At 65.9% G+C, this 22,252-nt stretch carries 20 protein-coding genes; 13 read left to right on the top strand and 7 right to left on the bottom strand.

What is annotated here, in order from left to right; genetic code table 11:
- Window positions 1-101: 101 nt before the first annotated feature.
- Both ACU0DV_RS21480 and ACU0DV_RS21475 read left to right on the top strand, forming a co-directional pair.
- Complete coding sequence (locus ACU0DV_RS21480) at window positions 102-716, top strand: lytic transglycosylase domain-containing protein (RefSeq protein WP_283980211.1); 615 nt, start codon at window positions 102-104, stop codon at window positions 714-716.
- 102 nt (window positions 717-818) lie between these two features.
- Entirely contained in the window at window positions 819-1,832 is a 1,014-nt protein-coding gene (locus ACU0DV_RS21475; RefSeq protein WP_446241825.1) for a hypothetical protein, read from the top strand.
- A 170-nt stretch (window positions 1,833-2,002) separates the two neighbouring features.
- Here the strand turns inward: ACU0DV_RS21475 and ACU0DV_RS21470 are convergent, their stop codons facing one another.
- From ACU0DV_RS21470 to miaA, 6 genes are all read right to left on the bottom strand, one after another.
- Window positions 2,003-4,090 (bottom strand): dipeptide ABC transporter ATP-binding protein, encoded by a 2,088-nt coding sequence (locus ACU0DV_RS21470; protein WP_446241826.1) that lies wholly within the window; start codon window positions 4,088-4,090, stop codon window positions 2,003-2,005.
- An 82-nt stretch (window positions 4,091-4,172) separates the two neighbouring features.
- The gene (locus tag ACU0DV_RS21465; RefSeq protein WP_446241827.1) at window positions 4,173-5,609 is read right to left on the bottom strand and encodes an ABC transporter permease; all 1,437 of its coding nucleotides are present in this window, start codon (window positions 5,607-5,609) and stop codon (window positions 4,173-4,175) included.
- Between the two features lie 11 nt (window positions 5,610-5,620).
- Window positions 5,621-6,757 carry an ABC transporter permease gene (locus ACU0DV_RS21460; RefSeq protein ID WP_283983499.1) on the bottom strand — a complete coding sequence of 379 codons (1,137 nt, stop codon included), beginning with the start codon at window positions 6,755-6,757 and terminating at the stop codon, window positions 5,621-5,623.
- A 96-nt stretch (window positions 6,758-6,853) separates the two neighbouring features.
- Window positions 6,854-8,524 carry an ABC transporter substrate-binding protein gene (locus ACU0DV_RS21455; protein ID WP_370313924.1) on the bottom strand — a complete coding sequence of 557 codons (1,671 nt, stop codon included), beginning with the start codon at window positions 8,522-8,524 and terminating at the stop codon, window positions 6,854-6,856.
- A gap of 246 nt (window positions 8,525-8,770) precedes the next feature.
- Window positions 8,771-9,628, bottom strand: coding sequence for a helix-turn-helix domain-containing protein (locus ACU0DV_RS21450; RefSeq protein ID WP_283983468.1), 858 nt, complete (start codon window positions 9,626-9,628; stop codon window positions 8,771-8,773).
- Window positions 9,625-10,530, bottom strand: coding sequence for a tRNA (adenosine(37)-N6)-dimethylallyltransferase MiaA (gene miaA / locus ACU0DV_RS21445; RefSeq protein WP_446241828.1), 906 nt, complete (start codon window positions 10,528-10,530; stop codon window positions 9,625-9,627). The genes ACU0DV_RS21450 and miaA overlap by 4 nt, the downstream gene beginning before the upstream one ends.
- A 109-nt stretch (window positions 10,531-10,639) precedes the next feature.
- On the opposite strand from miaA, the gene pyrH reads away from it, so the two are divergent.
- Complete coding sequence (gene pyrH / locus ACU0DV_RS21440; protein WP_100930384.1) at window positions 10,640-11,377, top strand: UMP kinase; 738 nt, start codon at window positions 10,640-10,642, stop codon at window positions 11,375-11,377.
- On the opposite strand, the gene ACU0DV_RS21435 is transcribed toward pyrH, so the two are convergent.
- Window positions 11,356-12,378: a GlxA family transcriptional regulator gene (locus tag ACU0DV_RS21435; protein ID WP_446241829.1), complete on the bottom strand. Its 1,023-nt coding sequence runs from the start codon at window positions 12,376-12,378 to the stop codon at window positions 11,356-11,358. The genes pyrH and ACU0DV_RS21435 overlap by 22 nt on opposite strands.
- Before the next feature lie 239 nt (window positions 12,379-12,617).
- On the opposite strand from ACU0DV_RS21435, the gene frr reads away from it, so the two are divergent.
- The 10 genes from frr (at window position 12,618) to lpxA (ending at window position 22,251) form a co-directional block, all read left to right on the top strand.
- Window positions 12,618-13,178 (top strand): ribosome recycling factor, encoded by a 561-nt coding sequence (frr, locus tag ACU0DV_RS21430; RefSeq protein ID WP_100930386.1) that lies wholly within the window; start codon window positions 12,618-12,620, stop codon window positions 13,176-13,178.
- A 246-nt stretch (window positions 13,179-13,424) separates the two neighbouring features.
- Window positions 13,425-14,150: a polyprenyl diphosphate synthase gene (gene uppS, locus ACU0DV_RS21425; RefSeq protein ID WP_100930387.1), complete on the top strand. Its 726-nt coding sequence runs from the start codon at window positions 13,425-13,427 to the stop codon at window positions 14,148-14,150.
- Window positions 14,147-14,935 (top strand): phosphatidate cytidylyltransferase, encoded by a 789-nt coding sequence (locus tag ACU0DV_RS21420; protein ID WP_283983465.1) that lies wholly within the window; start codon window positions 14,147-14,149, stop codon window positions 14,933-14,935. The genes uppS and ACU0DV_RS21420 overlap by 4 nt, the downstream gene beginning before the upstream one ends.
- A 22-nt stretch (window positions 14,936-14,957) precedes the next feature.
- Window positions 14,958-16,127 carry a 1-deoxy-D-xylulose-5-phosphate reductoisomerase gene (dxr, locus tag ACU0DV_RS21415; protein ID WP_446241830.1) on the top strand — a complete coding sequence of 390 codons (1,170 nt, stop codon included), beginning with the start codon at window positions 14,958-14,960 and terminating at the stop codon, window positions 16,125-16,127.
- Between the two features lie 12 nt (window positions 16,128-16,139).
- Window positions 16,140-17,486, top strand: coding sequence for an RIP metalloprotease RseP (gene rseP / locus ACU0DV_RS21410; RefSeq protein WP_446241831.1), 1,347 nt, complete (start codon window positions 16,140-16,142; stop codon window positions 17,484-17,486).
- 174 nt (window positions 17,487-17,660) lie between these two features.
- A complete protein-coding gene (locus tag ACU0DV_RS21405; RefSeq protein ID WP_256388381.1) occupies window positions 17,661-17,792 on the top strand; it encodes a hypothetical protein in 132 nt (43 codons plus the stop codon).
- 213 nt (window positions 17,793-18,005) lie between these two features.
- Window positions 18,006-20,291, top strand: a complete 2,286-nt coding sequence (gene bamA, locus ACU0DV_RS21400; protein WP_283983498.1) for an outer membrane protein assembly factor BamA — start codon at window positions 18,006-18,008, stop codon at window positions 20,289-20,291.
- Window positions 20,292-20,295: 4 nt separating this feature from the next.
- The gene (locus ACU0DV_RS21395; protein ID WP_446241833.1) at window positions 20,296-20,925 is read left to right on the top strand and encodes an OmpH family outer membrane protein; all 630 of its coding nucleotides are present in this window, start codon (window positions 20,296-20,298) and stop codon (window positions 20,923-20,925) included.
- A gap of 85 nt (window positions 20,926-21,010) precedes the next feature.
- On the top strand, window positions 21,011-21,469 hold the full coding sequence (gene fabZ, locus ACU0DV_RS21390; protein WP_100930392.1) for a 3-hydroxyacyl-ACP dehydratase FabZ: 459 nt from the start codon (window positions 21,011-21,013) through the stop codon (window positions 21,467-21,469).
- Complete coding sequence (gene lpxA, locus ACU0DV_RS21385) at window positions 21,466-22,251, top strand: acyl-ACP--UDP-N-acetylglucosamine O-acyltransferase (RefSeq protein WP_283983462.1); 786 nt, start codon at window positions 21,466-21,468, stop codon at window positions 22,249-22,251. Before fabZ ends, lpxA begins: the two co-directional genes overlap by 4 nt.
- Window position 22,252 lies beyond the last annotated feature (1 nt).

The raw sequence follows: 22,252 nt of genomic DNA, 5'->3' as shown, positions 1-22,252 counted from the left end.
AAACAGAGCGGACCACAGGGGTTCCGATTGAGCGATTTTTGGGTATAGTCCCGCGCAAAGACCAACAGAACAACACGGCGGCAACGAACAAGGGACGGACCATGGCGGGGGCACGCTTGGCAGTCGGCCTGAGCATTTTCCTGGCGATCACAGCCGGAAGTGCAGGGGCCGAGATCATTTCGACCAAGAACCGCGCGAACCTTTTCTCCTCGCAGACGGGAGTTTTGGACAGTCGCGCAGCGCAACAATACAAGAGCTCGGTGCGGCTTCAGCCGCCAAAGGTGGTGACGCCTACCAAGTGGGGTGTCGAAGGTGCCGAGAACGGCACCGTCCCGAAGTACCGGGGCCGCTACAACGGCGAATACGCCGTGCTCGCAAGGGTTGCGGCGCAGAAACACGGCGTTCCCGAGGACCTCTTCCTCCGGCTCGTGATGCAGGAATCGCGGTTCAACCCGAAGGCCCTGTCGCACAAGGGTGCCATCGGACTGGCGCAGCTGATGCCCGCCACGGCCAAGGCGCTTGGCGTCGACCCGCACAACCCGGCGGAAAACCTCGACGGTGGCGCGCGCTACCTCAAGATCCAGTACCGCAAGTTCGGATCGTGGCGACTGGCGCTCGCGGCCTACAACGCGGGTCCCGGGGCGGTCGAAAAGCACAAGGGCGTGCCGCCCTACCGCGAGACGAAGAACTACGTGAAGGTGATCTGGGGCAGCTGACCCCGGACCTTCCGTGCGTCGAAACCGTCGCGCCTTAATCCCGGATTATTGCTTTGGTGGCACCCTGCCGCGCTAAGAGCGGTGGCAAGGGATATGAGGGCTATGGGCCGCGCGGAGATCGGCAGGCGGACGGGCAAGGCCGTGCAGGGCGCGCGGCTGTTCGTCGTGGCCGCCGTGATCTTGCTGATGGTGCTCATGCCCGGCGTGGCCAGGGCAGAGGCATGCAAGCTGCCCGCGGAACTTCTGTCGCTGGCCCGGACACTCGCTGCCCTCCCGCAGAAGCAGCGAACGATCGACCAGCTTGTGGCGGAACGCATTGCCTCACAGATGGACGGGCTGTCGGAATTCTCGATTCTCAATGACCTGCAGCGCAATCGACTTGGCGGGCTCAGCGGCATCGCGCTGGAGCTGATGGCAGAGGGGGAGCGGCTTTCTTACACCTCGGCGCCTTACGACCCCCGACACCTGCGCGCGATGCTGGCGGAGTTCGAACATCAGTCGACACTGGCCTGCAACAGTGCCGGCCAGCACAGCCAGGCCGACGCGCCTGAAACCTTTCAGGAGGCGGTCACCGAAGGCCGGATCGACTGGGAAGAGGTCGAGAAGATGCTGGAGGAGAACAAGGTCGTCAGCGGCGGTGCCGTGCTCGCCCTCATGGTGGTCTTCATTGCGCTGCTGTTCGGGATGGACCTTGCCGTCCGCTGGGCCTTTGCGCTCGTCTACAACCGGCGCGCCTGCCGAGTCGGTGCCACCCTGATCTTCGGCGAGGAGGAGGCGCACGGCCTGATCCTGACACTCGGACGGGGCGGTTTCCGCTTCCATCCCGATGACATGGACGCGCTCAGGGACGCGGGCGCCGAAGGCGGTGTGCCGTTCCAGTTGCGTGTCGGAACGCACGACCCGTTCGAAGGCCGGATGAGCATGGTCCGCGATCTTGTCGTCGATTGCCGGTTCGACACGCCCCTGACCCTGCGCCAGCAGGCCGAGGTTCTCGCGCTCTCGTCAATCTCTCCGTATTACGTCCGCACATCCCACGACGGCGGGGAAGAGCGCACCCTGTCACTTGCGCGGCAGGAGCAAGGGCCGCCTGTGCCTGCGCCGAACGCGAAGCCTTAGGCGACACGAGACCCTTGCCAGAGGGGAGAGGCCGGAGGTGTTGCAACCCCACCCGCAGCTATCCGAAGACCAAAGCCATAAGGCCGCGCTAAAACCATGTGCCCCGCACCCACCGGCGAAGCCAATCCGACCGGCGCGCACCCTTTCGCCTCCGTCGCGCGACCGACCGCCTATTCCGCCGCGACGGTGATCACCGGCTCCATGCCCGCCAGGTCCGCGTCAGGCAGATGGCATTTCACCTGGTGCCCTTCGGCAAGTATCCTGACCGGCGGCACCTCGCGTTCGCAAAGGTCCCCGGCCACCTTCGACTTCCACCTGCATCGTGTCTGGAACGGGCATCCGGGCGGCGGGTTCATCGCGGAAGGCACGTCGCCTTCGAGGACGATGTGTTTCTTCTTGACCGAGGTGTCGGCGATGGGCACGGCCGACAGCAGCGCCTCCGTGTAGGGATGGTAGGGCGGGGCAAAGACCTGGTCGGTCGTGCCCAGTTCCACCACGTGCCCGAGGTACATCACCATGACCCGGTCGCTGAGATACCGCACGATCGAGAGGTCGTGCGATATGAACAGCAGGGTCGTCTTCTGAGCGCGCTGGATCTCCATCAGCAGGTCGGTCACGGCGGCCTGCACCGACACGTCGAGCGCCGAGACAGGTTCGTCCGCCACCACGATCCGCGCACCGCCTGCAAAGGCCCGCGCAATGCCGACCCGCTGCTTCTGCCCGCCCGACAATTGCCGCGGCATCCTGTCGGCGAAGGCACGGGGCAGCTTCACGAGGTCCAGAAGGCGCAGCATTTCCTCGCGCCGCTCGGCATCCGACGTGCCGTGGTTGAAGATCTCCAGCGCCCGGATGATCTGCCGTCCCACGGTCATCGACGGGTTCAGCGTGTCAAAGGGGTTCTGGAAGACCATCTGCACGTCGGCAATGGTCTGGGTGTCGCGCGCCTCGATGGGCGTCGATTCGATGTTGCGGTTGTCCAGCAGGATCTGGCCGGAGGTCGCGGTTTCCAGTCCCATCAGCACCTTGGCAAAGGTCGACTTGCCGCAACCGGATTCGCCCACGATGGCCAGCGTCTCCGCTTCGCGGGCCTCGAAGGTCAGCGTCTCGTTCGCCTTCACCACCTTCCGGCCGGTCCCGCCGCCGAACAGCTTGTTGGCAGCGACCTCGTAGTACTTCTTCAGGTCGTCCATCTTCAGGATGGTGCGCCCCGGTTCCGCCTTTGCCCTGGTCACCACGTTGGCGGGCGGCGCATGCCAGTCGATCTCGCGGAACCTCAAGCAGCGCGTGCGGTGGCGTTCGTCTCCGGGCACCGGCTCCATCGGAACCCGGTTGACCGCATCGCAGCGCCCCGCCTCGAGATAGTCGCAGCGGGGCCCGAAGTTGCAGCCCGGCGGACGCTCGTGGGGCAGGGGGAAATTGCCGGGAATGGCCACCAGCGGGCGGGTCGTCTTGTCGGCGCCGGGCAGCGGAATCGACCTGAAAAGCGCCTGCGTGTAGGGATGCTGCATCTGGTCGAAGACATCCTCGATGGACCCGGTCTCCACCGCCTCGCCGGAATACATCACGCAGATCCGGTCGCAGGTCTCCAGCACCAGCCCGAGGTTGTGCGAGATGAACAGCATCGAGGTGCCGTATTTCTTGCCCAGCTCCTTCACCAGTTCGACGACCGCCGCCTCAACCGTCACGTCCAGCGCGGTGGTCGGTTCGTCGAGGATCAGGAGCGATGGCTCCGCCATCAAGGCCATGGCGATCACGATCCGCTGCTGCTGTCCGCCGGACAACTGATGCGGATAGCTGTCGAGAATCCGCTTAGCATCGGGCAGCTTCACGTCGGTGACCACCTGCAACGCGCGGGCACGGGCTTCCTTCTCGGAGGCGCCCTTGTGGATCATCGGCACTTCCATCAACTGCCGGCCGATCTTCATCGCCGGGTTCAGAGAGGCCATGGGCTCCTGGTAGATCATCGCGATCTCCGACCCGCGGATGTCGCGCAGCTCCTCCTGGCTCATGGCGTTCAGGTCGCGCCCCTTGAACCGGATGGCGCCGCCGACGATCCTGCCGTTCCGGCCAAGGTCCTGCATGACCCCCAGCGCCACCGTCGACTTGCCGCATCCCGACTCGCCGACAAGCCCCACCGCCTCGCCGGGCATCACCTTGACCGAGAAATCCATCACGGCAGGGATCTCCCTCAACCGCGTGAAGAAGGAAATCGAAAGATCCTCGATATCGAGGATCGGCCCGTCGTAGCTCTCAGTCATCTTGTCCCTCTCCGGACCATGTCCTTCATCTTGGCGGAAAATACCTCGGGGGTCCGGGGGCTGGCCCCCGGTCCGACAGGTTTCAGTCGCGCAACGATTCCTCCCGCAGCCCGTCGGCCAGCAGGTTCAGCCCCAGCACCAGCGACAGGAGCGCCAGCGCCGGCGGCATGGCCGGGTGCAGGTAGACCGCCAGCAGGCGCCGCCCCTCGTTGATCGTGGTTCCCCAGTCCGGGCTTTCGGGCGGCAGGCCCAGCCCGAAGAATCCCAGCGTCCCCAGAAGGATCGTCGTGTAGCCGATGCGCAGGCAGAAATCGACGATCAGCGGCCCGCGGGCGTTGGGCAGGATCTCCCACAGCATGATATACCATGGCCGTTCGCCGCGTGTCTGGGCGGCGGCGACATAATCGCGGGTCTTGATGTCCATCGTCAGGCCTCGCACGATGCGGAACACGGTGGGCGAGTTCACGAAGACAACCGAGACGAAGACCACGAGGATACCGCCCGGCACGTCGAACAGGTCGAGCGGCCAGAAGTCGATCTTCGATAGCGGCGCGTTGATCAGCGACAGGTAGACCAGCGTCAGGGGCACCAGAACGATGGCCAGGTAGACCCAGTTCCTCGCCGGTTGCGTACGGCAGCGCGCGTGGATCAGCACGCCGAAGAACACCAGCGGGAAGACGAACAGCACGACCGCCATGTACTGCGGCAGGCCCGTCGCCACGATCTCGGGCGTGACCAGCAGGTAGAACAGCAGGATCACCGGGAAGGCGAGGATAAGGTTGGCGAGGAAGGACAGGAACGTGTCCAGCCTGCCGCCGTAATACCCCGCGGGCAGGCCCAGCGTGATACCGACCATGAAGGCAAACAGCGTCGCCAGCGGCGCGATGGCCATGACGATGGTGGAGCCCGCCACGACCCGGCTGAACACGTCGCGGGCCAGATTGTCGCCGCCCAGCAGGTAATAGGGATACTCGCCTTCCTCTCCCAGCGGCGTGCCGGGCACCTTGTTCTTCAGAAGCGCGTTCTGGCCGAGCGGGTCATGCGTGGCGATCATGTCGAAGAGGCCGGTGAAGATCGCGGTATAGACCCAGAACATCACGAGGCCGAAACCGATCATTCCGATGGTCGAGTCGAAGAGTTTCCCGTAAAGCCCCAGCCTGCGTTTGTAGACGACCGACAGGCCGAAGGTCGCGGTCAGGGCGATCCACACGGGCAGGAGCCGCCGCGCCATGCCGCCGAGGATGCCCGCGGCGGTGTCCATGACGATGCCGCCGATCAGGTAGGCCAGCGCCAGCGCGACAAGCAGCACACCCAGCCAGTTGACCGCCGCCCGCGACAGCCCCCAGACGCCACCGGTGGCGACGATGGTGCCGTCCGGGTTGGCCTGTATGCCGGTGTCGGGCTCGAAGATGGACAACAGGATGCGCAGCACCACGGCCACCAGGAACAGCGGCACGAGGATCACGAGGATCGGATTGAGGACGGTGCCGAGGCTTCCGGTCCATGTCAGCGGGTCCATGGGCCTCTCCTTCAGGTGACGCTGATGCGCGGGTTGAGGTAGACGTAGCCGATGTCGGAGATGAGCTGCGTCACGAGCACCACGATCACCGACACGACCGACACGCCCAAGAGCAGCTCGATGTCGTTGTTCGACGCGGCCTGTACCAGCGTCCAGCCGAAGCCCTTGTAGTTGAACAGCGACTCGACGATCACCACGCCGTTCAGGAGCCACGGAAACTGCAGCATGATGACGGTGAACGGCGCGATCAGCGCGTTCCTCAGCGCGTGTTTCAGGACGATGTTGCCGAACGACACGCCCTTCAGGCGGGCGGTGCGGATGTACTGGGCGCTCATGACCTCGGCCATGGACGCGCGCGTCATCCGGGCGATGTAGCCCATGCCGTAAAGCGCGATGGTCAAGACCGGCAGGAAGAAGTTGTCGAAAGTCGGCGCCTCCATGGCCGAGGTCGCCGATCCCTTGAACCACTTCAATCCGACAGCGGAGGACGTGAAGACCGCGATGAAGATCACGCCCGACACGTATTCGGGCGTCGCCGTGGTCGCGATGGAGAAGGTCGACAGCGACCGGTCCAGCGGAGAGCCTTCGCGCATCCCCGCCAGCACGCCGACGATCAGCGCGGCGGGCACCATCAGCAGCATGACCCACAGCATCAGCCGGCCGGTCAGCGCCAGCCGCGTGCCGATCACGTCACCCACCGGTTCCTTGAAGACGGTGGAGCGGCCCCACTTGCCCTGCAGGATGCCGCAGAACCGCGGAGCTTCCTCCAGCGCCGTGCCGGGTGCCTGGCAGCGGGCGTTGACCTCGCCGGACGGGGTCTCGATCACGTAGCCCGGCGCCACGCCCAGCCACTCCGCGTAGTTCCGCAGAAGGCGCGGGTCGAAGCCGGTGTTGAGCTGCGCGCTGGCCTCCTCCTGCGTCATCTGGCCGGAGCGGTAGGCGGCCAGCACCTCCGGGTCCACCGGCGAGCGGTAGCCGTTGCTCGACAGGAACGTCGCCACCTCGACGTCGGTCATCCGGAAGTTGCCCTCGGACTTCGCCAGCTTTTCGAGGTTCGGGTAGAGGTTCGTCAGGAAGAAGACGATGAATGTCAGGCAGAGCGCGGTCAGGATCATCGTGCCGACACGTCTGAGGATGAACAGGCCCAAGGGCGCCTCCGTGAGGTCTGTCCGGAACCGCGCGCATGGCCCGACCGGAACGAAAAGACCGCCCTCCCGGGGGAGGACGGCCGATCGGATGTCGCGTCAGGCGGCGAGACCCAGCTTGTAGACGTGGATCTCGAACGAGGGGTGCATCTCGGCGCCCACGACGCCCGGCTTGAAGTGCCGGTAGAGCGACCGCCAGTAGGGCTGGATGATGACGTGATCGTTGCGCAGGATGGTCTCCACGTCCTTCATCACCGCGCTGCGCGCCTCCGCGTCGGAGATCGACATGGCCTCGGTGAGCTTGGCGTCGAACTCCGGGTTGGAATACCCCGCCTCGTTCCACGCCTCGCCGGTGCGGTAGGCCAGCGCCAGCACCTGCACGCCCAGCGGTCGGTGGTTCCACTCGGTGATCGAGAACGGGTATTTCGCCCAGTCGTTCCAGAAGGTCGAGCCCGGCAGGACGGTGCGGCGCACGTTGATGCCCGCGTCGCGCATCTGCGCCGCCGCCGCGTCGGCGGTGTTCTTGGTGAACCCGTCGTCGAGCGAGATCAGTTCATGCTCGAAGTCCGCCATGCCGGATTCCTCCAGCAGCGCGGCAACCTCGTCGGGGGCGTATTCGGCGGGACCGATGTCGGCGTATTCCGGATGTACCGGCGCGACGTGGTGGTCGGCGGCCACGGTGCCCCGGCCGGCATAGCCCAGTTCCAGGCAGATCGAGTTGTCGACCGCCTTGACCAGCGCCTCGCGCAGCTTGGCATTGTCGTAGACCGGGGCGTCGCCCACCGGGGTCTGCTGGTTGAAGCGCATGACCACGGTCGCGCCGGTGACCACCTCGGACTTCTCCCAGCCGATGGCGTCGGCGATCTCGATGAACTCGTTCACGTTCTGATAGAGCATGTCGACTTCTTCGGACTCGACCGCCGCGATCCACGAGGCCGGATCGGTGCCGTAGTCGATGAACTCGATCCGGTCGAGGTATGCGCCGCCGATGTCCTCGGCATCCGCGCCCCACCACGTGTGATCGGTGTTCTTGACCAGCACGGCCTTCACGCCGACCTCAAGGCTTTCGGGCAGGTAGGGGCCGGTGCCGATCGGGTTGGTCAGCATGGTGTCGGGGTCATGGCTTTCATGCACGACCGCCGCCGGATAGTCCGCCATGCCGACGACGATGGCGATGTCGGGCGCGGGCAGCTTGACCGTCACGGTCATGTCGTCGGTGGCGGTGACCGCACCTTCGATCATCTTTGAGGTGGCGGGGTCGATCAGCGAGGCCATGCGGCCGGCCATCGAATTGCCCTCCACCGTCTTGTCGCACCAGTATTCGAACATCCGCACCACGTCCGCCGAGGTGAACGCGTCGCCGTTGTTCCAGGTCACGCCGGGCCGGACGTGCAGCGTGTATTCCGTGGCGTCGTCGTTGGTTTCCCAGCTTTCCAGCAGCAGGCCACGCACGGTGCCGTCGCGGTTGTACTCCACCATGTACTCCAGCCACCCGCGCGAGAAGTTGGCCATCTGCGTCCAGTCGTAGGTGCGCGGATCCTTCAGCGCGCGGACCTCCTGCTGGATGCGCAGCGTGCCGCCGGACTGGGCGTGGGCCGCCGCCTGCGCCGGGCTGCCGAGGCCGCCGAGCGCATAGGCCGTCGCCGCGGAGACGCCGAGCGCGGTGGCGCGCGTCAGGAATTCGCGGCGGTCAAGTTTCCCGGCCTTGAATTCGCGCGCGTACATCTGTGCAGCCGGGTGGACCCGCTGCAGGGTGTCCTTCGATGTCATCATCATCTCCCTGTGACATGTTCTGGTTATTTTGCGGGGTCGGCTTCCTGGACGCCGTCGTCCTGTCCCGAGCCATCCGGTGCCCCCCCTTTGTTTGTGCCCCATAGCGCACCATTGCCTTTCAGGCGTCAACGCTTGTCATCGGCGTTCTGGTGTCGAAAAGCGACATGGCTCATATTCAAAAGCGACACGGAAAGCGTTGCAAGCCCCGCGTCCGGGGCAGAGATGGAAAAAGTGCCCGCGTTATCAATGGCGCGCGGCAAGCATCTTCCGCGCGTCGGTGCGCAGTTGCGACGGCGACTTGCCCGTGTGCGTCTGGATGAACCGCGTGAAGTAGGCGGCCGAAGAAAACCCCAGCGACTTCGCAACATCCTGGACCGGCGGGCGCGGGCTTTCGAGGGCGACCCGGGCAGCATGCAGCTTGCGTTCGGTCAGCAGGTCAGCCGCCGTCTTGCCGCAGCACTGGCGGCAGATGCGGCTGAGGTGCGTGGGCGTCACGTCCAGCGCATCGGCATAGGCGGCCATCGGCTGCGCAGTACGGAAATCGCGGGTCAGGGCCTGCGCGTACCTGCGGGCCAGCCGCTGTGCCGCAGTGTCCTTGGGCGTCTCGGCGGCGCCCTTCTCGATCTGGCGGTGCAGCCAGATACCGAGCAGACGCACCCGCGCTTCAAGGCTGTCCTGCATCAGCGCCCGTTTCTGGGTCAGCTCGCGGTGCATGGCGTCGATCTCGCCGGTCAGCTCGGCCTGGGCAAAGCTGTCGCGGATCCGTAGCAGCATTGGGGTCTCCGGCTCTTTCGGGGCAAGCCCGGTGGGCGCATGCACGAACAGCGCCTGCGTGCCCGGCTGGAGGTCGATGGCGAACAATGTGCCCGCCGGCAGCCACAGTGCCTGGTGCATCGACACGCCGCGCAGCACACCCGCCACCATCACCCGGCCCTGGCCCTTGGTGATCCACAACAGCGTGCTGTCCTCGCGGTCGTGGGCAAGCTGGTAGCGCCACGGCGCGCCCTGCAGCTCCAGCATGAAGGACCCGCACCGCACCGGGCCGCGCGTCCGCTCGGGGGCGGGCGGCATCGGGTTCTTCAGGAAACCGGGGCGGTTCATGCGTTCAGGTCCTCCGGGGTGACATGCGGCCAGTCGGACATACGCGATTTGAACCACGTGCGCTGCCGCTTGGCAAACTGCCGTGTGAGGATCGTCGCCCGCTCGATCGCATCGTCGAGTGTCATCTGCCCCCGAAGGTGGGCGATCAGCTCGGCCGCACCGATGGCCTTGGCAGAGGGCAGGGCAGGCGACCAAGTGTCGAGGTTCTCGCGCGCTTCCTCCAGCGCGCCATCCCGGACCATCTGCCGGAAACGGCGCTCGATCCGCGGGGTCAGCCAGTCCTTCGGCGCGTCGAAGAGGAAGGGCTGCGCCCGCGTGACCGGCAGGAGAGGCGCCGGGGTCTCTGCCTGCCACGCGGTGATTCCCTTTCCGGTGGCGCGCAGCACCTCCCACGCCCGCTGGACGCGCATGGGGTTCCTGAGGTCGATGACAGCGGCGGTGGGCGCGTCCAACTGGTCGACAAGCGCCGAGAGACCACGTGTCATTCGCATGTCGTCGCCCTCTGCCCGGACAGCGGCGGGCACGTCGGGGATCCGGGCCAAGCCCTCGGTCAGCGCGGTGAAGTAGAGCCCCGTGCCGCCGGTGATGATCGGCCTCTCGCCCTTCAGCAGCGGCGCCAGATCGCGCAGCCAGTCGCCCACGGAATAGGCCCGCGTGCCGGGAACGTGACCATATAGCAGGTGCGACGCGCGGGCTTCCTCCTCGGCGGAGGGGCGTGCGGTCAGCACGCGCCAGTCGGCAAACACCTGAATGGCGTCGGCATTGACGATGACACCGCCCTGCCTTGAAGCGATCTCGAGCGCCAGCGCAGACTTGCCGGATGCAGTCGGTCCCGCGATCAGCACCGGCACGTCCGGATCGAGGGCATCGAGGCGCTCGGCCAGTTTATTGGTCATGGGCATCGGCTTCGGGGTCCTCGTCGCGCCTGTTCCTGCGCTGCGGCATTGCAGTGGGCGGGCTTTTCCGCCAGAAGGTGCCCGACATTACCCCCCGGCAAATACGGAGCGCAACATGAGCGAGAGCGAGAGCGACAAGCCCGCCACAACCTACAAACGCGTCATGCTTAAGATCTCGGGGGAGGCGCTGATGGGCGATCAGGGCTACGGCCTCCATCCGCCCACCGTCGAGCGCGTCGCGCGCGAGATCAAGGCCGTGCACGACATGGGTGTCGAGATCTGCATGGTGATCGGCGGCGGCAACATCTTCCGCGGTCTCGCCGGTTCGGCGCAGGGGATGGAGCGGACCACGGCGGACTACATGGGCATGCTGGCGACGGTGATGAACGCGCTGGCCATGCAGTCGGCTCTGGAAGGACTGGGCGCCTACTGCCGGGTGATCTCGGCCATCCGGATGGACGAGGTCGCCGAACCCTATATCCGCCGCCGCGCGGTGCGGCACCTCGAGAAGAAACGGATCTGCATCTTTGCCGCCGGCACGGGCAACCCGTATTTCACCACCGATACCGCTGCGGCCCTGCGCGCGTCCGAGATGGCCTGCGAGGCGATCCTGATGGGCAAGAACGTCGACGGCATCTACGACTGCGATCCGAAGAACAATCCCGATGCGAAGCGCTACGACGAGGTCACCTACGACGACGTGCTGCGCAACAACCTGAAGGTCATGGATGCCTCGGCCATCGCGCTGACCCGCGACAACAAGATGCCGCTCCTGGTGTTCTCCCTCAACGAGCCGGGCGGCTTCCGGGGAATCATGGCGGGCGAAGGCACCTACACGCGCGTCATTCCCTGATCCCGGAGGTCAGACTGCGCCTGCCCCGAGGGGCGGGCGACCTCGGTCGCCGCGTCCCAGCCGGTGGGCGTGGCGGCCTTTCCCCGCTGCGCCCGTTGCGCCCGGGGCGGTTTGCCGAAGTGGTTCCCGTAGCTCCGCGTGAAGGCCGAAGGGGAGGCGAAACCGGTCGCCGCCGCAATCTCGGCCACCGTGAGCGTTGTTTCGTCGACCAGCTGCGCGGCACGCCTCAGGCGCAGGTCCAGGTAGACCTCTGCCGGCGTCCTGCCCAGGGCCTTGCGGCAGCGCAGGCGCAGGCGTTTCAGGCTCATGTCCAGTTCGGCGGCGATGCGCGGCAGCGGCAGGGGCGCGTCCAAGTGCGCCGCCATCAGGGCCGTCATGCGGGTCATCAACGGATCGCCTTGGCCCGCGCGCGCCGCCAGCGCCTGTGCCCGGCTGGTTTCAGCGATATGGCCGTGGCCTAACGCCGCTCCGGTGCGGGCCGCCAGGGCCGGGCCGTGGCTGCGGGCGATCCAGTCGAGCATCGCCTCCGCTGTCGCCAGACCGCCCGAAGACGTCAGCCGTTGCCGGTCGAACGCATGTGTCCGTTCCGACAGGGCGATGTGCGGATAGGTCCGGTCGGGATCCGGCGGCAGCACAGCCTCCCGTCCGTCGAGCAGCCCCAACCGCGCGAGTATCAGCGCGCCCTGGTCCAGACCGGCCAGTGTCGCGCCCGCCGCCTCCGCCCTCGCAAGGAAGCCGCGCAGGCCCATGGGCAGGTGATCGAGCGGGTGGGGCCCGGCACAAAGCACCACGAGGTCGAAACCCTGCGCCCCCTCCCAATCCTGTGCCTCTGCCGCGATGCGCATTCCGTCCGATGCGGCGACGTCCGCGCCGGTCACGGTACGGATGCGGCAGGAAAACAGCGGCTGTCCGGCGATGCGGTTGGCAAGCTCCAGCACCTCGCGGATCAGGACGAACCCCAGAATGGGGAACTGCGGGAAGAGGATCAGGCAGACATGCATGGCGGTTCCGGCAGCGGTTCCCAAAAGGCACGAGGCAGGGCGTTTCCTGCACGGTTTCGGTCGGTGCGGGGCGGACGGCGCCGCAAATCCATGTCTTGCACGCGGGGCGTTAAGGAAGGATGAGGACACCCGGAGACAGGTCGCAGCCACGCGGACCCGGCAAGAGACATTGATCTGCGCGCGGTGACGTAATAAGCCTGCGCACCGACAAAGGCTCAGCGAAGCGAGGCAAGACGCTCATGTCCGACGAATTCGAACTCGACACCGATGATCTCACCCGGCGCATGGAAGGGGCCATGGGCTCGCTGAGGACGGAATTCGCCTCGCTCCGCACCGGGCGCGCCTCCGGTTCGATGCTTGAGCCGATCATGGTCGACGCCTATGGCGCAATGACCCCGATCAACCAGGTCGGCACCGTGAACGTGCCGGAGCCGCGCATGGTCACGATCAACGTCTGGGACAAGTCGCTGGTCGGCAAGGTCGAGAAGGCGATCCGCGAGTCGGGGCTTGGCATCAACCCGCAGCTGAACGGCACGATCATCATGCTGCCGATCCCGGAACTCAACGAGGAGCGCCGCCGCGAACTGAGCAAGGTCGCCGGCCAGTATGCCGAGCACGCCCGCGTCGCTATCCGCAACGTCCGCCGCGACGGCATGGACCAGATCAAGAAGCACAAGGACGACATGTCCGAGGACGACGCCAAGCTCTGGGAAAGCGAAGTGCAGGAGCTGACCGACAGCTACATCAAGAAGGTCGACGCCGCGCTTGAGAACAAGCAGGAAGAGATCATGCAGGTCTGATCCCTGCGTGACTGATTGGGACGACAGGGGCGGGCGACCGCCCCTTTTTTCATGTCGCGCTTGCCCAAACCGTGTGCGCTGAGGGCGCCGGTCGCATGGCCGAAGTTGCGTTGAACGGGCCGGGCGGTACTGCCGTGCAACGTGCGCAGCACCTGCTGAAACCCTGCACGACTATCTCTTTGGCAAGGGCCGGGGGATCGGCTATGAAACCCGCAGACGTGGCCGATGCCTAAGAAGGAGCCTTGAATGAGCCGTGACGAAAGCCAGTCCCATGGTCCGCGACACGTGGCGATCATCATGGACGGCAACGGCCGCTGGGCGACCATGCGTGGCAGACCGCGCCTGTTCGGCCACCACGCCGGCGCCCGCCGCGTCCGCGAGATCGTCGAGGCCTGTCCGGCGGCCGGCGTCGACTACCTGACGATCTTCGCCTTCTCGACGGAGAACTGGCGCCGCACGCAGGTCGAGGTGGCCGGGCTCATGAGCCTCTTCCGGCGTTACATCATGAAAGAGATGCAGGCCTTCGTGAAGGAGAACGTCCGCGTCCGCTTCATCGGCGACCGGCCGCGGCTGGACGCGAAACTGCGCGGCCTGATGGACGAGGCGGAGGCGATCACCGGCCATTGCACTGGCACCAACCTGACGATCGCGCTGAACTACGGTGGCCGGGACGAGGTTGCGCGCGCCGTCAAGCGGCTGGCGGAGGACGTCGCCGCGGGTAGACTGCGGTCCGAGGATGTGACGGAAGAGACCCTGCCGCGCTACCTCGACACCCGCGTTCTGCCGGATCCGGACCTCGTGATCCGCACCAGCGGCGAGGCGCGAATTTCCAACTTCCTGCTCTGGCAATCGGCCTATGCCGAGTACGAATTCGTCGACACCCTGTGGCCCGATTTCACGCCCGAGGAATTTGCCCGTCTGTGTGGCGCCTACGGTCGGCGCGACCGCCGGTACGGGGCCGTGAAGGCATGAGTGCACACCGCTGGGACGACCTGAAAGTGCGGCTGGCCTCTGCCGTCGTGATGATCGCCGTTGGCGTGATCGCCGTCTGGGCCGGGGGCTGGGTGTTCCACGTCCTGATCGCGGTGGCCTCGGGGGTGATGGTCTGGGAACTTGTCTGCCTGCTCGATACCGGGCGGACGAAATCGCAGTACATCCTCGGCGCCGCGACCTTCCTGGTGGCGCTGGCCGCCAACGTGATTCCACCGTCCTTTGCCCTGCCGCTGCTGATGGCGCCGGCCATGCTGGGCTTCACCCGGATGGAGCAGGGGGGCACCCGGTACGCCGTCTTCGCGACGCTGATCCTGTTCGCGGGCTACGGGATGATGGACCTGCGGGACGAGCTGGGCCTTGTCTGGATGCTCTGGCTGATCACCGTGGTCGTGGTCACGGACGTCTTCGGCTACTTCGCGGGACGCGCCATCGGCGGGCCGAAGTTCTGGCCGAAGGTGTCACCGAAGAAGACATGGTCCGGGACGGTCGCGGGCTGGATCGCCGCCGCGGCGGTGGGCGCCTTCTTTGCGTGGTTCGCCGGGGCGGGCATCGGGCTGATGGGGATTTCCATCGCGCTCAGCATGGCCAGCCAGATCGGCGACATTGCGGAAAGCGCGCTGAAACGGAAGGCGGGGGTGAAGGATTCCTCTTCGCTGATCCCGGGACACGGCGGGCTTCTGGACCGGTTCGACGGGATGCTGGGGGCAGCGGTCTTCCTTGTGTTCGCCGACCAGTTGGTGGCATTCCCGCCCGGCATTGGCTGACCGGGCAGGCGGAGGAGGTTTCATGCGGCGTGTATCCGTGTTCGGGGCCACGGGGTCCATCGGACAGAATACGCTCGACCTGATCGGTCGTGATCCGTCTTCCTATCGGGTGGTCGCGCTGACCGGCGGCCGCAACGTCGCGCAACTGGCCGCCGATGCCGTGCGCCTGCGGGCCGAGGTCGCGGTGGTTGCGGACGAGGCGCTGCTTCCGGACCTGCGCGCGGCTTTGGCAGGCTCCGGGGTCGAGGCCGGGGCAGGGCGCCACGCTCTGCTGGAGGCCGCCGACAGGCCCGCCGACTGGGTGATGTCCGCCATCGTGGGGGCCGCCGGGCTGGAACCGGGCCTGCGCGCGCTGAGGCAGGGGGCCACGCTGGCATTGGCCAACAAGGAAAGCATGGTCTGCGCCGGGCGCCTGATGCTGCGCGAGGCCGCGGCACACGGCGGACGCCTGCTGCCGGTGGATTCAGAGCATTCGGCGGTCTTCCAGGCCCTCATCGGAGAGGACATGGCCGCGGTCGAGCGTGTCATCATCACGGCCTCGGGCGGCGCCTTCCGCGACTGGCCGCTGGACCGGCTGGACGAGGCCACGCCCGAGCAGGCCGCGACCCATCCCAACTGGGCGATGGGGCAGCGGATCACCATCGACAGCGCGTCGATGTTCAACAAGGCGCTGGAACTGATCGAGACGCGGGAGTTCTTCGGCCTCGACCCGGCGATGATCGAAACCGTCGTGCATCCCGAGAGCATGATCCACGCGCTGGTGGGTTTCAACGACGGTGCGCTTATGGCCCACGTCGGTCCGCCCGACATGCGCCATGCCATCGGTTTTGCCCTGCACTGGCCCGAACGACGGTCGCTTCCGGTCGAACGTCTCGATCTTGTGAAGCTCGGTCAGATGACCTTCCGTACCGCCTGCGAGACCCGCTGGCCCGCGCTGCGGCTGGCGCGCGAGGTCATGGACGCAGGCGGCCTTTCGGGCGCTGTTTTCAACGCCGCAAAGGAAGTTGCGCTCGACGCCTTCATTGACGGACGCATAAGGTTCACGCGCATGGCGGGCGTGGTCGAGGATGTGCTCACCCGTGTTTCGTCGCAGCCGGGCCTTATTGATGACGACTTTGACCTTGATATGGTGGTCGAAGCCGACCATCTCGCACGGGTAGCGGCGGGTGATATCATTGACAGCAGTACCTAGAAAGGGCGCGTTTTGGACCTGACGACACTGACCTCGACATTCGGCGGCTTTCTCTGGACGGCCCTGTTCTTCATCGTGGCCCTGTCGGTCATCATCGCGATCCATGAATACGGCCATTACATCGTCGGCAAGAAATCCGGGATCTTCCCTGAAGTGTTCAGCCTCGGCTTCGGCCCGGTGCTGTGGTCCAGGACGGACCGCGACGGGACGAAGTGGCAGCTGGCCGCGATCCCCTTCGGCGGCTACGTGAAGTTCCGCGGCGACGGCAACGCCTCTGGCGCCATCGCCGAAGAGGGCGCCATGGACGGCCTCGACGATGCGGAGAAACGCTCCACCATGATCGGCGCGCCGCTTTGGGCGCGGGCGGCGACGGTGGCGGCCGGGCCGTTCTTCAACTTCGCCCTGTCGATCCTGATCTTCACCTGCATCTTCCTGTTCCGCGGCGAGATCACCGAACCGCTGACAGTGGGCGAGCTGCGCCCGCTGCCGGTCCAGCAGGAACTGATGGAAGGCGACGTCTTGGTCGCCATCGAAGGGCAGGCGCCCCCGGGATCGGACGAGGCGCTGGCCTACGAGGCCTTCATGAAGGCGCTGCCGCATGAACCGACGCTGGACTACACGGTGGTCCGCGACGGCACGGAAATCGACGTCTCAGGCCCCTACGTCTACCCGCCGCTCGCCACGCAGATCGCGCCGCGGTCTGCCGCGGGCGACGCCGGGATGGAACCGGGCGACGTCATCATCGCCGTCGACGGGGAGGAAATTTTCGCCTTCGACCAGCTGAAGGAAAAGGTCGAAGGCTCCGAAGGCGCGACGCTGGCCCTGACCGTCTGGCGCGACGGCGAGACGCTGGACCTCGACCTGACGCCCAAGCGGGTGGACGAACCGCAGGCGGAGGGCGGCTTCAAGACGTACTACCGCATCGGCATCGTCGGCGGCGTGGCGTTCGAGCCCGCCACCCAGACGCCGGGCTTCGGCACCGCCGTGGCCGGCAGCGTGACCCAGGTCTGGGAGATCATGCGCGGCTCCGTCTCCGGCCTGTGGCACATGGCGTCGGGTGCGATCAGCACCTGCAACCTGTCCGGTCCCATCGGCATCGCCGAGACGGCGGGCGACATGGCAAGTCAGGGCACGACGAACTTCATCTGGCTGATCGCCGTCCTGTCGACCGCCATCGGCCTTCTGAACCTGTTCCCGATCCCGGTGCTGGATGGCGGCCACCTCGTGTTCTACGCCTACGAGGCCGTCTCCGGCCGTCCGCCGAGCGACAAGGCGCTGAAGGTGCTGATGTCCATCGGCCTGACGCTGGTGCTGGGCCTGATGGTCTTCGGTCTGACGAACGACCTGTTCTGCCCCTGATCGCAGGCGCCCGACCCGTAAAATGAAAGCGAAAGATCCCCGGCGAGGGGATCTTTCTGTTTACGGACCGGCAAAAATTTCTTCGGCGGCTGCCCAAATCCCGCCCGATTCCTAAGGCATAAGGCTTCGGTGAACACATCCGATCCAACTCTGATCGACCCAAGGACCGATTCCATGCAGCACATCCACGACGGCTACCGCAGCATGAGCCTGCTCGTGAGCATCAACTTCGACAGATTGCTGTACATCTTCACGATCGTCGCAGCCCTCTTCTTCGGAGCTTACCTCGGGACCTTCATGTACTGAAAGGCCGCTATGGCATGCCTGTCGCGGCGTGCCGGCGACACCTTCAGGAAATCCGCGTCATGGTTTTGACAAGCCAGGGCAATCCAGCTAGTGACAATCCGTGGGATGTCGAAGTGGATTGCGAGAATGGCAAAGGTCATTTCCGCGCAAGGCGCGCAAAATGATAAGAAAATTCAACGCCTGAGCGAGGTCGTTCAAGCCGTCTGCCTGTCTATGGCACTCGGGCTCGGCGCCGGGACGGTCGCGGTCATTCCGCAGGCCGCCTACGCGCAGAGTTACGCCTTCAGCAGCGTTGACATTCAGGGCAACCAGCGCGTCGAGGCAGGGACCATCCTGTCCTACGCCGGGATTGCGCGGGGCCAGCAGGTTTCCGCCGGTCAGCTCAACGACGCCTACCAGCGTATCCTCGGCTCCGGCCTGTTCGAAAGCGTCGACCTGATCCCGCAGGGCAACACCCTCGTGATCCGCGTGGTCGAGTTCCCGACGGTCAACCGCATCGCCTTCGAAGGCAACCGCCGGATCAAGGACGAGGACCTTGCGCCGATCATCCAGAGCCAGACGCGCCGGGTCTTCAACCCCCGCGTGGCGGAGCAGGACGCGCAAGCGATTTCCGAGGCTTACGTGGTGCAGGGACGGATCGCCGCCCGTGTGTCGCCCAAGGTCATCCGCCGCAGCGAGAACCGCGTCGACCTCGTGTTCGAGATCTTCGAAGGCGGCGTGTCCGAGGTCGAGCGCATCGGCTTTGTCGGCAACCAGGTCTATTCCGACCGTCGTCTGCGCCGCGTCGTCGAGACGAAGCAGGCCGGTCTCCTGCGCGCCCTCATCCGCAAGGACACCTTCATCGAGGACCGCGTGGAATTCGACCAGCAACTGCTGCGCGATTTCTACATGGCGCGCGGCTACGTCGACTTCCGCATCACAGGCACCAACGCCGAGCTGGCGCGGGAGCGTGACGGCTTCTTCGTGACCTTCAACGTCGAGGAAGGCCAGCAGTTCAGGGTCGGTGCCGTCACCGTCAACTCCGATCTGCCGGACGTCGACACCGAACTCTTTCAGCGGGCAGTGAAGCTGCGCTCGGGCGTGGTCTATTCGCCGATGCGCGTCGAGAGCGAGATCGCCCGGCTGGAACGGCTTGCTATCCGCGAAGGTCTGAACTTCGTCCGCGTCGATCCGCAGATCAGCCGCAACGATCGCGACCTGACGCTGGACGTGTCCTTCAACCTCGTGCGCGGCGACCGCATCTTCGTCGAGCGTATCGACATCGAAGGCAACACCACCACGATGGACCGTGTTGTGCGCCGCCAGTTCGACACCGTCGAGGGCGACCCGTTCAACCCGCGCGCCATCCGGGAAAGCGCCGAACGCATCCGCGCGCTCGGCTTCTTCTCGAACGTGGACGTGGACGCGCGCGAAGGCTCCACCCCGCAGCAGGTCATCATCGACGTCGACGTCGAGGAACAGCCGACCGGCTCGCTGTCCTTCGGTGCGAACTACTCGTCGACCAACGGTTTTGGCGCGGCGATCTCCTTCTCGGAGCGCAACTTCCTCGGCCGCGGCCAAACGCTCGGGTTCACGATCAACACGGCTTCTTCGTCCAAGAGCTACGGCTTCAACTTCGTCGAACCGGCGGTGTTCGGCCAGGACCTCGCATTCGGGCTCAACCTCAACTACTCGGAGACCGACAAGCTTGGCGGCGACTACGACACCACGTCGGGCATCTTCCAGCCGTCGCTGTCCTTCCCGGTCTCTGACAACGGCCGTCTTTCCTTGCGCTACACCGCGAAGCTGACCGACGTCAGCAGTTCCGGCGCGATCGAAGGCGGTGTGATTGACACCGAATCCGAGGAGGGCCAGCGCATCGACAGCTCGCTCGGCTACACCTACAGCTGGGACACGCGGCGCGCGGGCCTCGATCCGAAGAACACCTACCTGTTTGAATTCAGCCAGGACTTCGGCGGCGTCGGTGGCGACACCACCTTCGTCAAGACCGGCGTGAAGGCGATTGCCCAGACCAAGGTCATGTCCGAGGAAGTCACCCTCCGGGCCAGCATCGAAGGCGGTGCGCTTAACTATTCCAGCGGCGAAAGCCGCGTGACCGACCGGTTCCTGCTCAGCCCGAACCTGATGCGCGGTTTCGATTACGGCGGCATCGGCCCGCGGGAACTGGACGCGCAGGGCAACAGCGACGCACTGGGCGGCAACTTCTACGCGGTGGCCAAGTTCGAGGCGGAATTCCCCATCGGTCTGCCGGAGGAATACGGCATCTCGGGCGGCCTGTTCTACGACATCGGCTCGGTCTGGGGTGTGAACGACGAGAACAGCAACGTCGCGGGTGGCAGCATCGTTTCGGCGGACTTCGACCCCCGGCACGTGGTCGGCTTCTCGATCTTCTGGGACTCCGCGCTTGGTCCGCTCCGGCTCGACTTCTCCGAACCGATCAAGAAGGCGAAGTACGACGAAGAGAAGAACTTCAACCTGACCATCTCCACCGAATTCTGATCCCGTGGTCCGGCTCGTTCACTGGCTGCTCGTCCTGACGCTCTGCGTCGGGGCGGCGTCCGCGGGCCGGGCGCAGGACGGGGTGGAAAGCCCGGTGCTGGTGATCGACTTCGAACGCGCCTTTGCCGAGAGCGCCTTCGGTCGGCGGCTGAACGAAGAGGTGGAGCGCGAGGGCAATGCCATCGTCGCCGAGAACCGCCGGATCGAGGCGGAACTGACCGCCGAAGAACTGCGCCTGACGGAACAGCGCGCCACCATGGCGCCCGAGCAGTTCCGCGCCCTGGCCGATGCCTTCGACCAGAAAGTGCAGCGCCTGCGGGCCGAGCAGGACGCCAAGGCGGAGGCGCTGGGGTCGCGTGGCGAGGAGAGCCGGATAGAATTCCTGCAGGCCGCGCGCCCGGTTCTCGAAGGGCTGATGCGCGAGACCGGCGCTGCCGTGATCCTCGAACGGCGCTCGGTTCTGGTGGCGGTGGATTCCGTCGACATCACCGACCGGGCGATTGCGCGGATCGACGCGCAGGTGGACCCGGAGCCTGCCGACCCCCCCGAGGCGCCCGACCAGTCCCAGCCCCAGTCTCCGGAGCCGCAGGACGATGCCGTCCCGTCAGACGGCACGGCCCCCGCCCAGCCCTGACACAGCCGCCCGAGGCCCGCGCTTGCCCAGAAGGGCGCGGCTTGCTAGGGACGCTGGCAAGAGATCAACGTGAAGGCCAGACCAGATGAGCGACCTGAAATCCGCAGACATCCAGCTGATCCAGCGGATCATCCCCCACCGCTACCCGTTCCTGCTGGTGGACCGCGTGGTCGACATCGACGGCACGCAAAGCGCCACCGGCATCAAGAACGTGACGATGAACGAACCGCATTTCCAGGGCCACTTCCCCGGTCTGCCGATCATGCCCGGCGTGACCATCGTGGAGGCCATGGCCCAGACGGCGGCGGTCATGGTGGGCACCACGCTCGACATGGCCGACAAGGAGATGAAGGTCTATTTCATGTCCATCGACAAGTGCAAGTTCCGCCGCAAGGTGGTGCCCGGCGACCAGCTCCGGATGAAGCTGACCACCCTGCGCGGCAAGCCCGGTGGCAAGGTCTGGAAGTTCGGCGGCGTCGCCGAGGTCGATGGCGAAATGGCCGCCGAGGCTGAATTCACTGCCATGATGGACCTCCCGTCGTGAGCGCCTCCATCCATCCGTCGGCCGTGGTCGAAGAGGGCGCCCGCATCGGCGAAGGCGTCGTCATCGGTCCGTTCTGCCACATCGGGCCCGAGGTCGTCCTGCACGACCGGGTCGAACTGAAGAGCCACGTGGTCGTCACCGGTGCAACGGAGATCGGCGAGGAGACGGCGGTCTTCTCCTTCGCGGTGATCGGCGAGATCCCGCAGGACCTGAAGTTCAAGGGCGAGAAGACGCGCTTGGTGATCGGCAAGCGCAACCGCATCCGCGAGCATGTCACCATGAACACCGGCACCGAGGGCGGTGGCGGCGTGACCCGCGTCGGGGATGACGGGCTGTTCATGGCGGGCTGCCACGTGGCGCATGACGTCCAGGTGGGCGATCGGGTCATCATCGTCAACAATGCCGCGCTTGCGGGGCACTGTGTCATCGAGGACGACGTCATCATCGGTGGCCTGTCGGGCGTGCACCAGTGGGTGCGCATCGGCCGGGGCGCCATCATAGGCGCCGTGACCATGGTGACGAACGACGTGATCCCCTACGGCCTTGTGCAGGCGCCGCGGGGCAAGCTGGACGGGCTGAACCTCGTCGGTCTGAAACGCCGCGGGGTGAAGCGCGACGACATCACCGCGCTACGCGCCGCGTTCCAGATGCTGGCACAGGGCGAGGGCGCCTTCCAGGATCGCGCAAGGCGGCTCGGCGATGAGACGTCCAGCCAGTATGTCAAGGAAATCGTTGCGTTTATCCTGGGCGACAGCGACCGGTCGTTCCTGACCCCGGGGTGAC

The organism is Sagittula sp. (assembly GCF_052825245.1).
Note: the sequence above shows the minus strand (reverse complement) of the source record. Positions and strands in the feature narration are given on the sequence as shown.

Coding starts and splice junctions, on each gene's coding strand:
- ACU0DV_RS21480 (WP_283980211.1), top strand. CDS start 102: ATGGCGGGGGCACGCTTGGCAGTCGGCCTGAGCATTTTCCTGGCGATC.
- ACU0DV_RS21475 (WP_446241825.1), top strand. CDS start 819: ATGGGCCGCGCGGAGATCGGCAGGCGGACGGGCAAGGCCGTGCAGGGC.
- ACU0DV_RS21470 (WP_446241826.1), bottom strand. CDS start 4,090: ATGACTGAGAGCTACGACGGGCCGATCCTCGATATCGAGGATCTTTCG.
- ACU0DV_RS21465 (WP_446241827.1), bottom strand. CDS start 5,609: ATGGACCCGCTGACATGGACCGGAAGCCTCGGCACCGTCCTCAATCCG.
- ACU0DV_RS21455 (WP_370313924.1), bottom strand. CDS start 8,524: ATGACATCGAAGGACACCCTGCAGCGGGTCCACCCGGCTGCACAGATG.
- ACU0DV_RS21450 (WP_283983468.1), bottom strand. CDS start 9,628: ATGAACCGCCCCGGTTTCCTGAAGAACCCGATGCCGCCCGCCCCCGAG.
- miaA (WP_446241828.1), bottom strand. CDS start 10,530: ATGCCCATGACCAATAAACTGGCCGAGCGCCTCGATGCCCTCGATCCG.
- pyrH (WP_100930384.1), top strand. CDS start 10,640: ATGAGCGAGAGCGAGAGCGACAAGCCCGCCACAACCTACAAACGCGTC.
- ACU0DV_RS21435 (WP_446241829.1), bottom strand. CDS start 12,378: ATGCATGTCTGCCTGATCCTCTTCCCGCAGTTCCCCATTCTGGGGTTC.
- frr (WP_100930386.1), top strand. CDS start 12,618: ATGTCCGACGAATTCGAACTCGACACCGATGATCTCACCCGGCGCATG.
- uppS (WP_100930387.1), top strand. CDS start 13,425: ATGAGCCGTGACGAAAGCCAGTCCCATGGTCCGCGACACGTGGCGATC.
- ACU0DV_RS21420 (WP_283983465.1), top strand. CDS start 14,147: ATGAGTGCACACCGCTGGGACGACCTGAAAGTGCGGCTGGCCTCTGCC.
- dxr (WP_446241830.1), top strand. CDS start 14,958: ATGCGGCGTGTATCCGTGTTCGGGGCCACGGGGTCCATCGGACAGAAT.
- ACU0DV_RS21405 (WP_256388381.1), top strand. CDS start 17,661: ATGCAGCACATCCACGACGGCTACCGCAGCATGAGCCTGCTCGTGAGC.
- bamA (WP_283983498.1), top strand. CDS start 18,006: ATGGCACTCGGGCTCGGCGCCGGGACGGTCGCGGTCATTCCGCAGGCC.
- fabZ (WP_100930392.1), top strand. CDS start 21,011: ATGAGCGACCTGAAATCCGCAGACATCCAGCTGATCCAGCGGATCATC.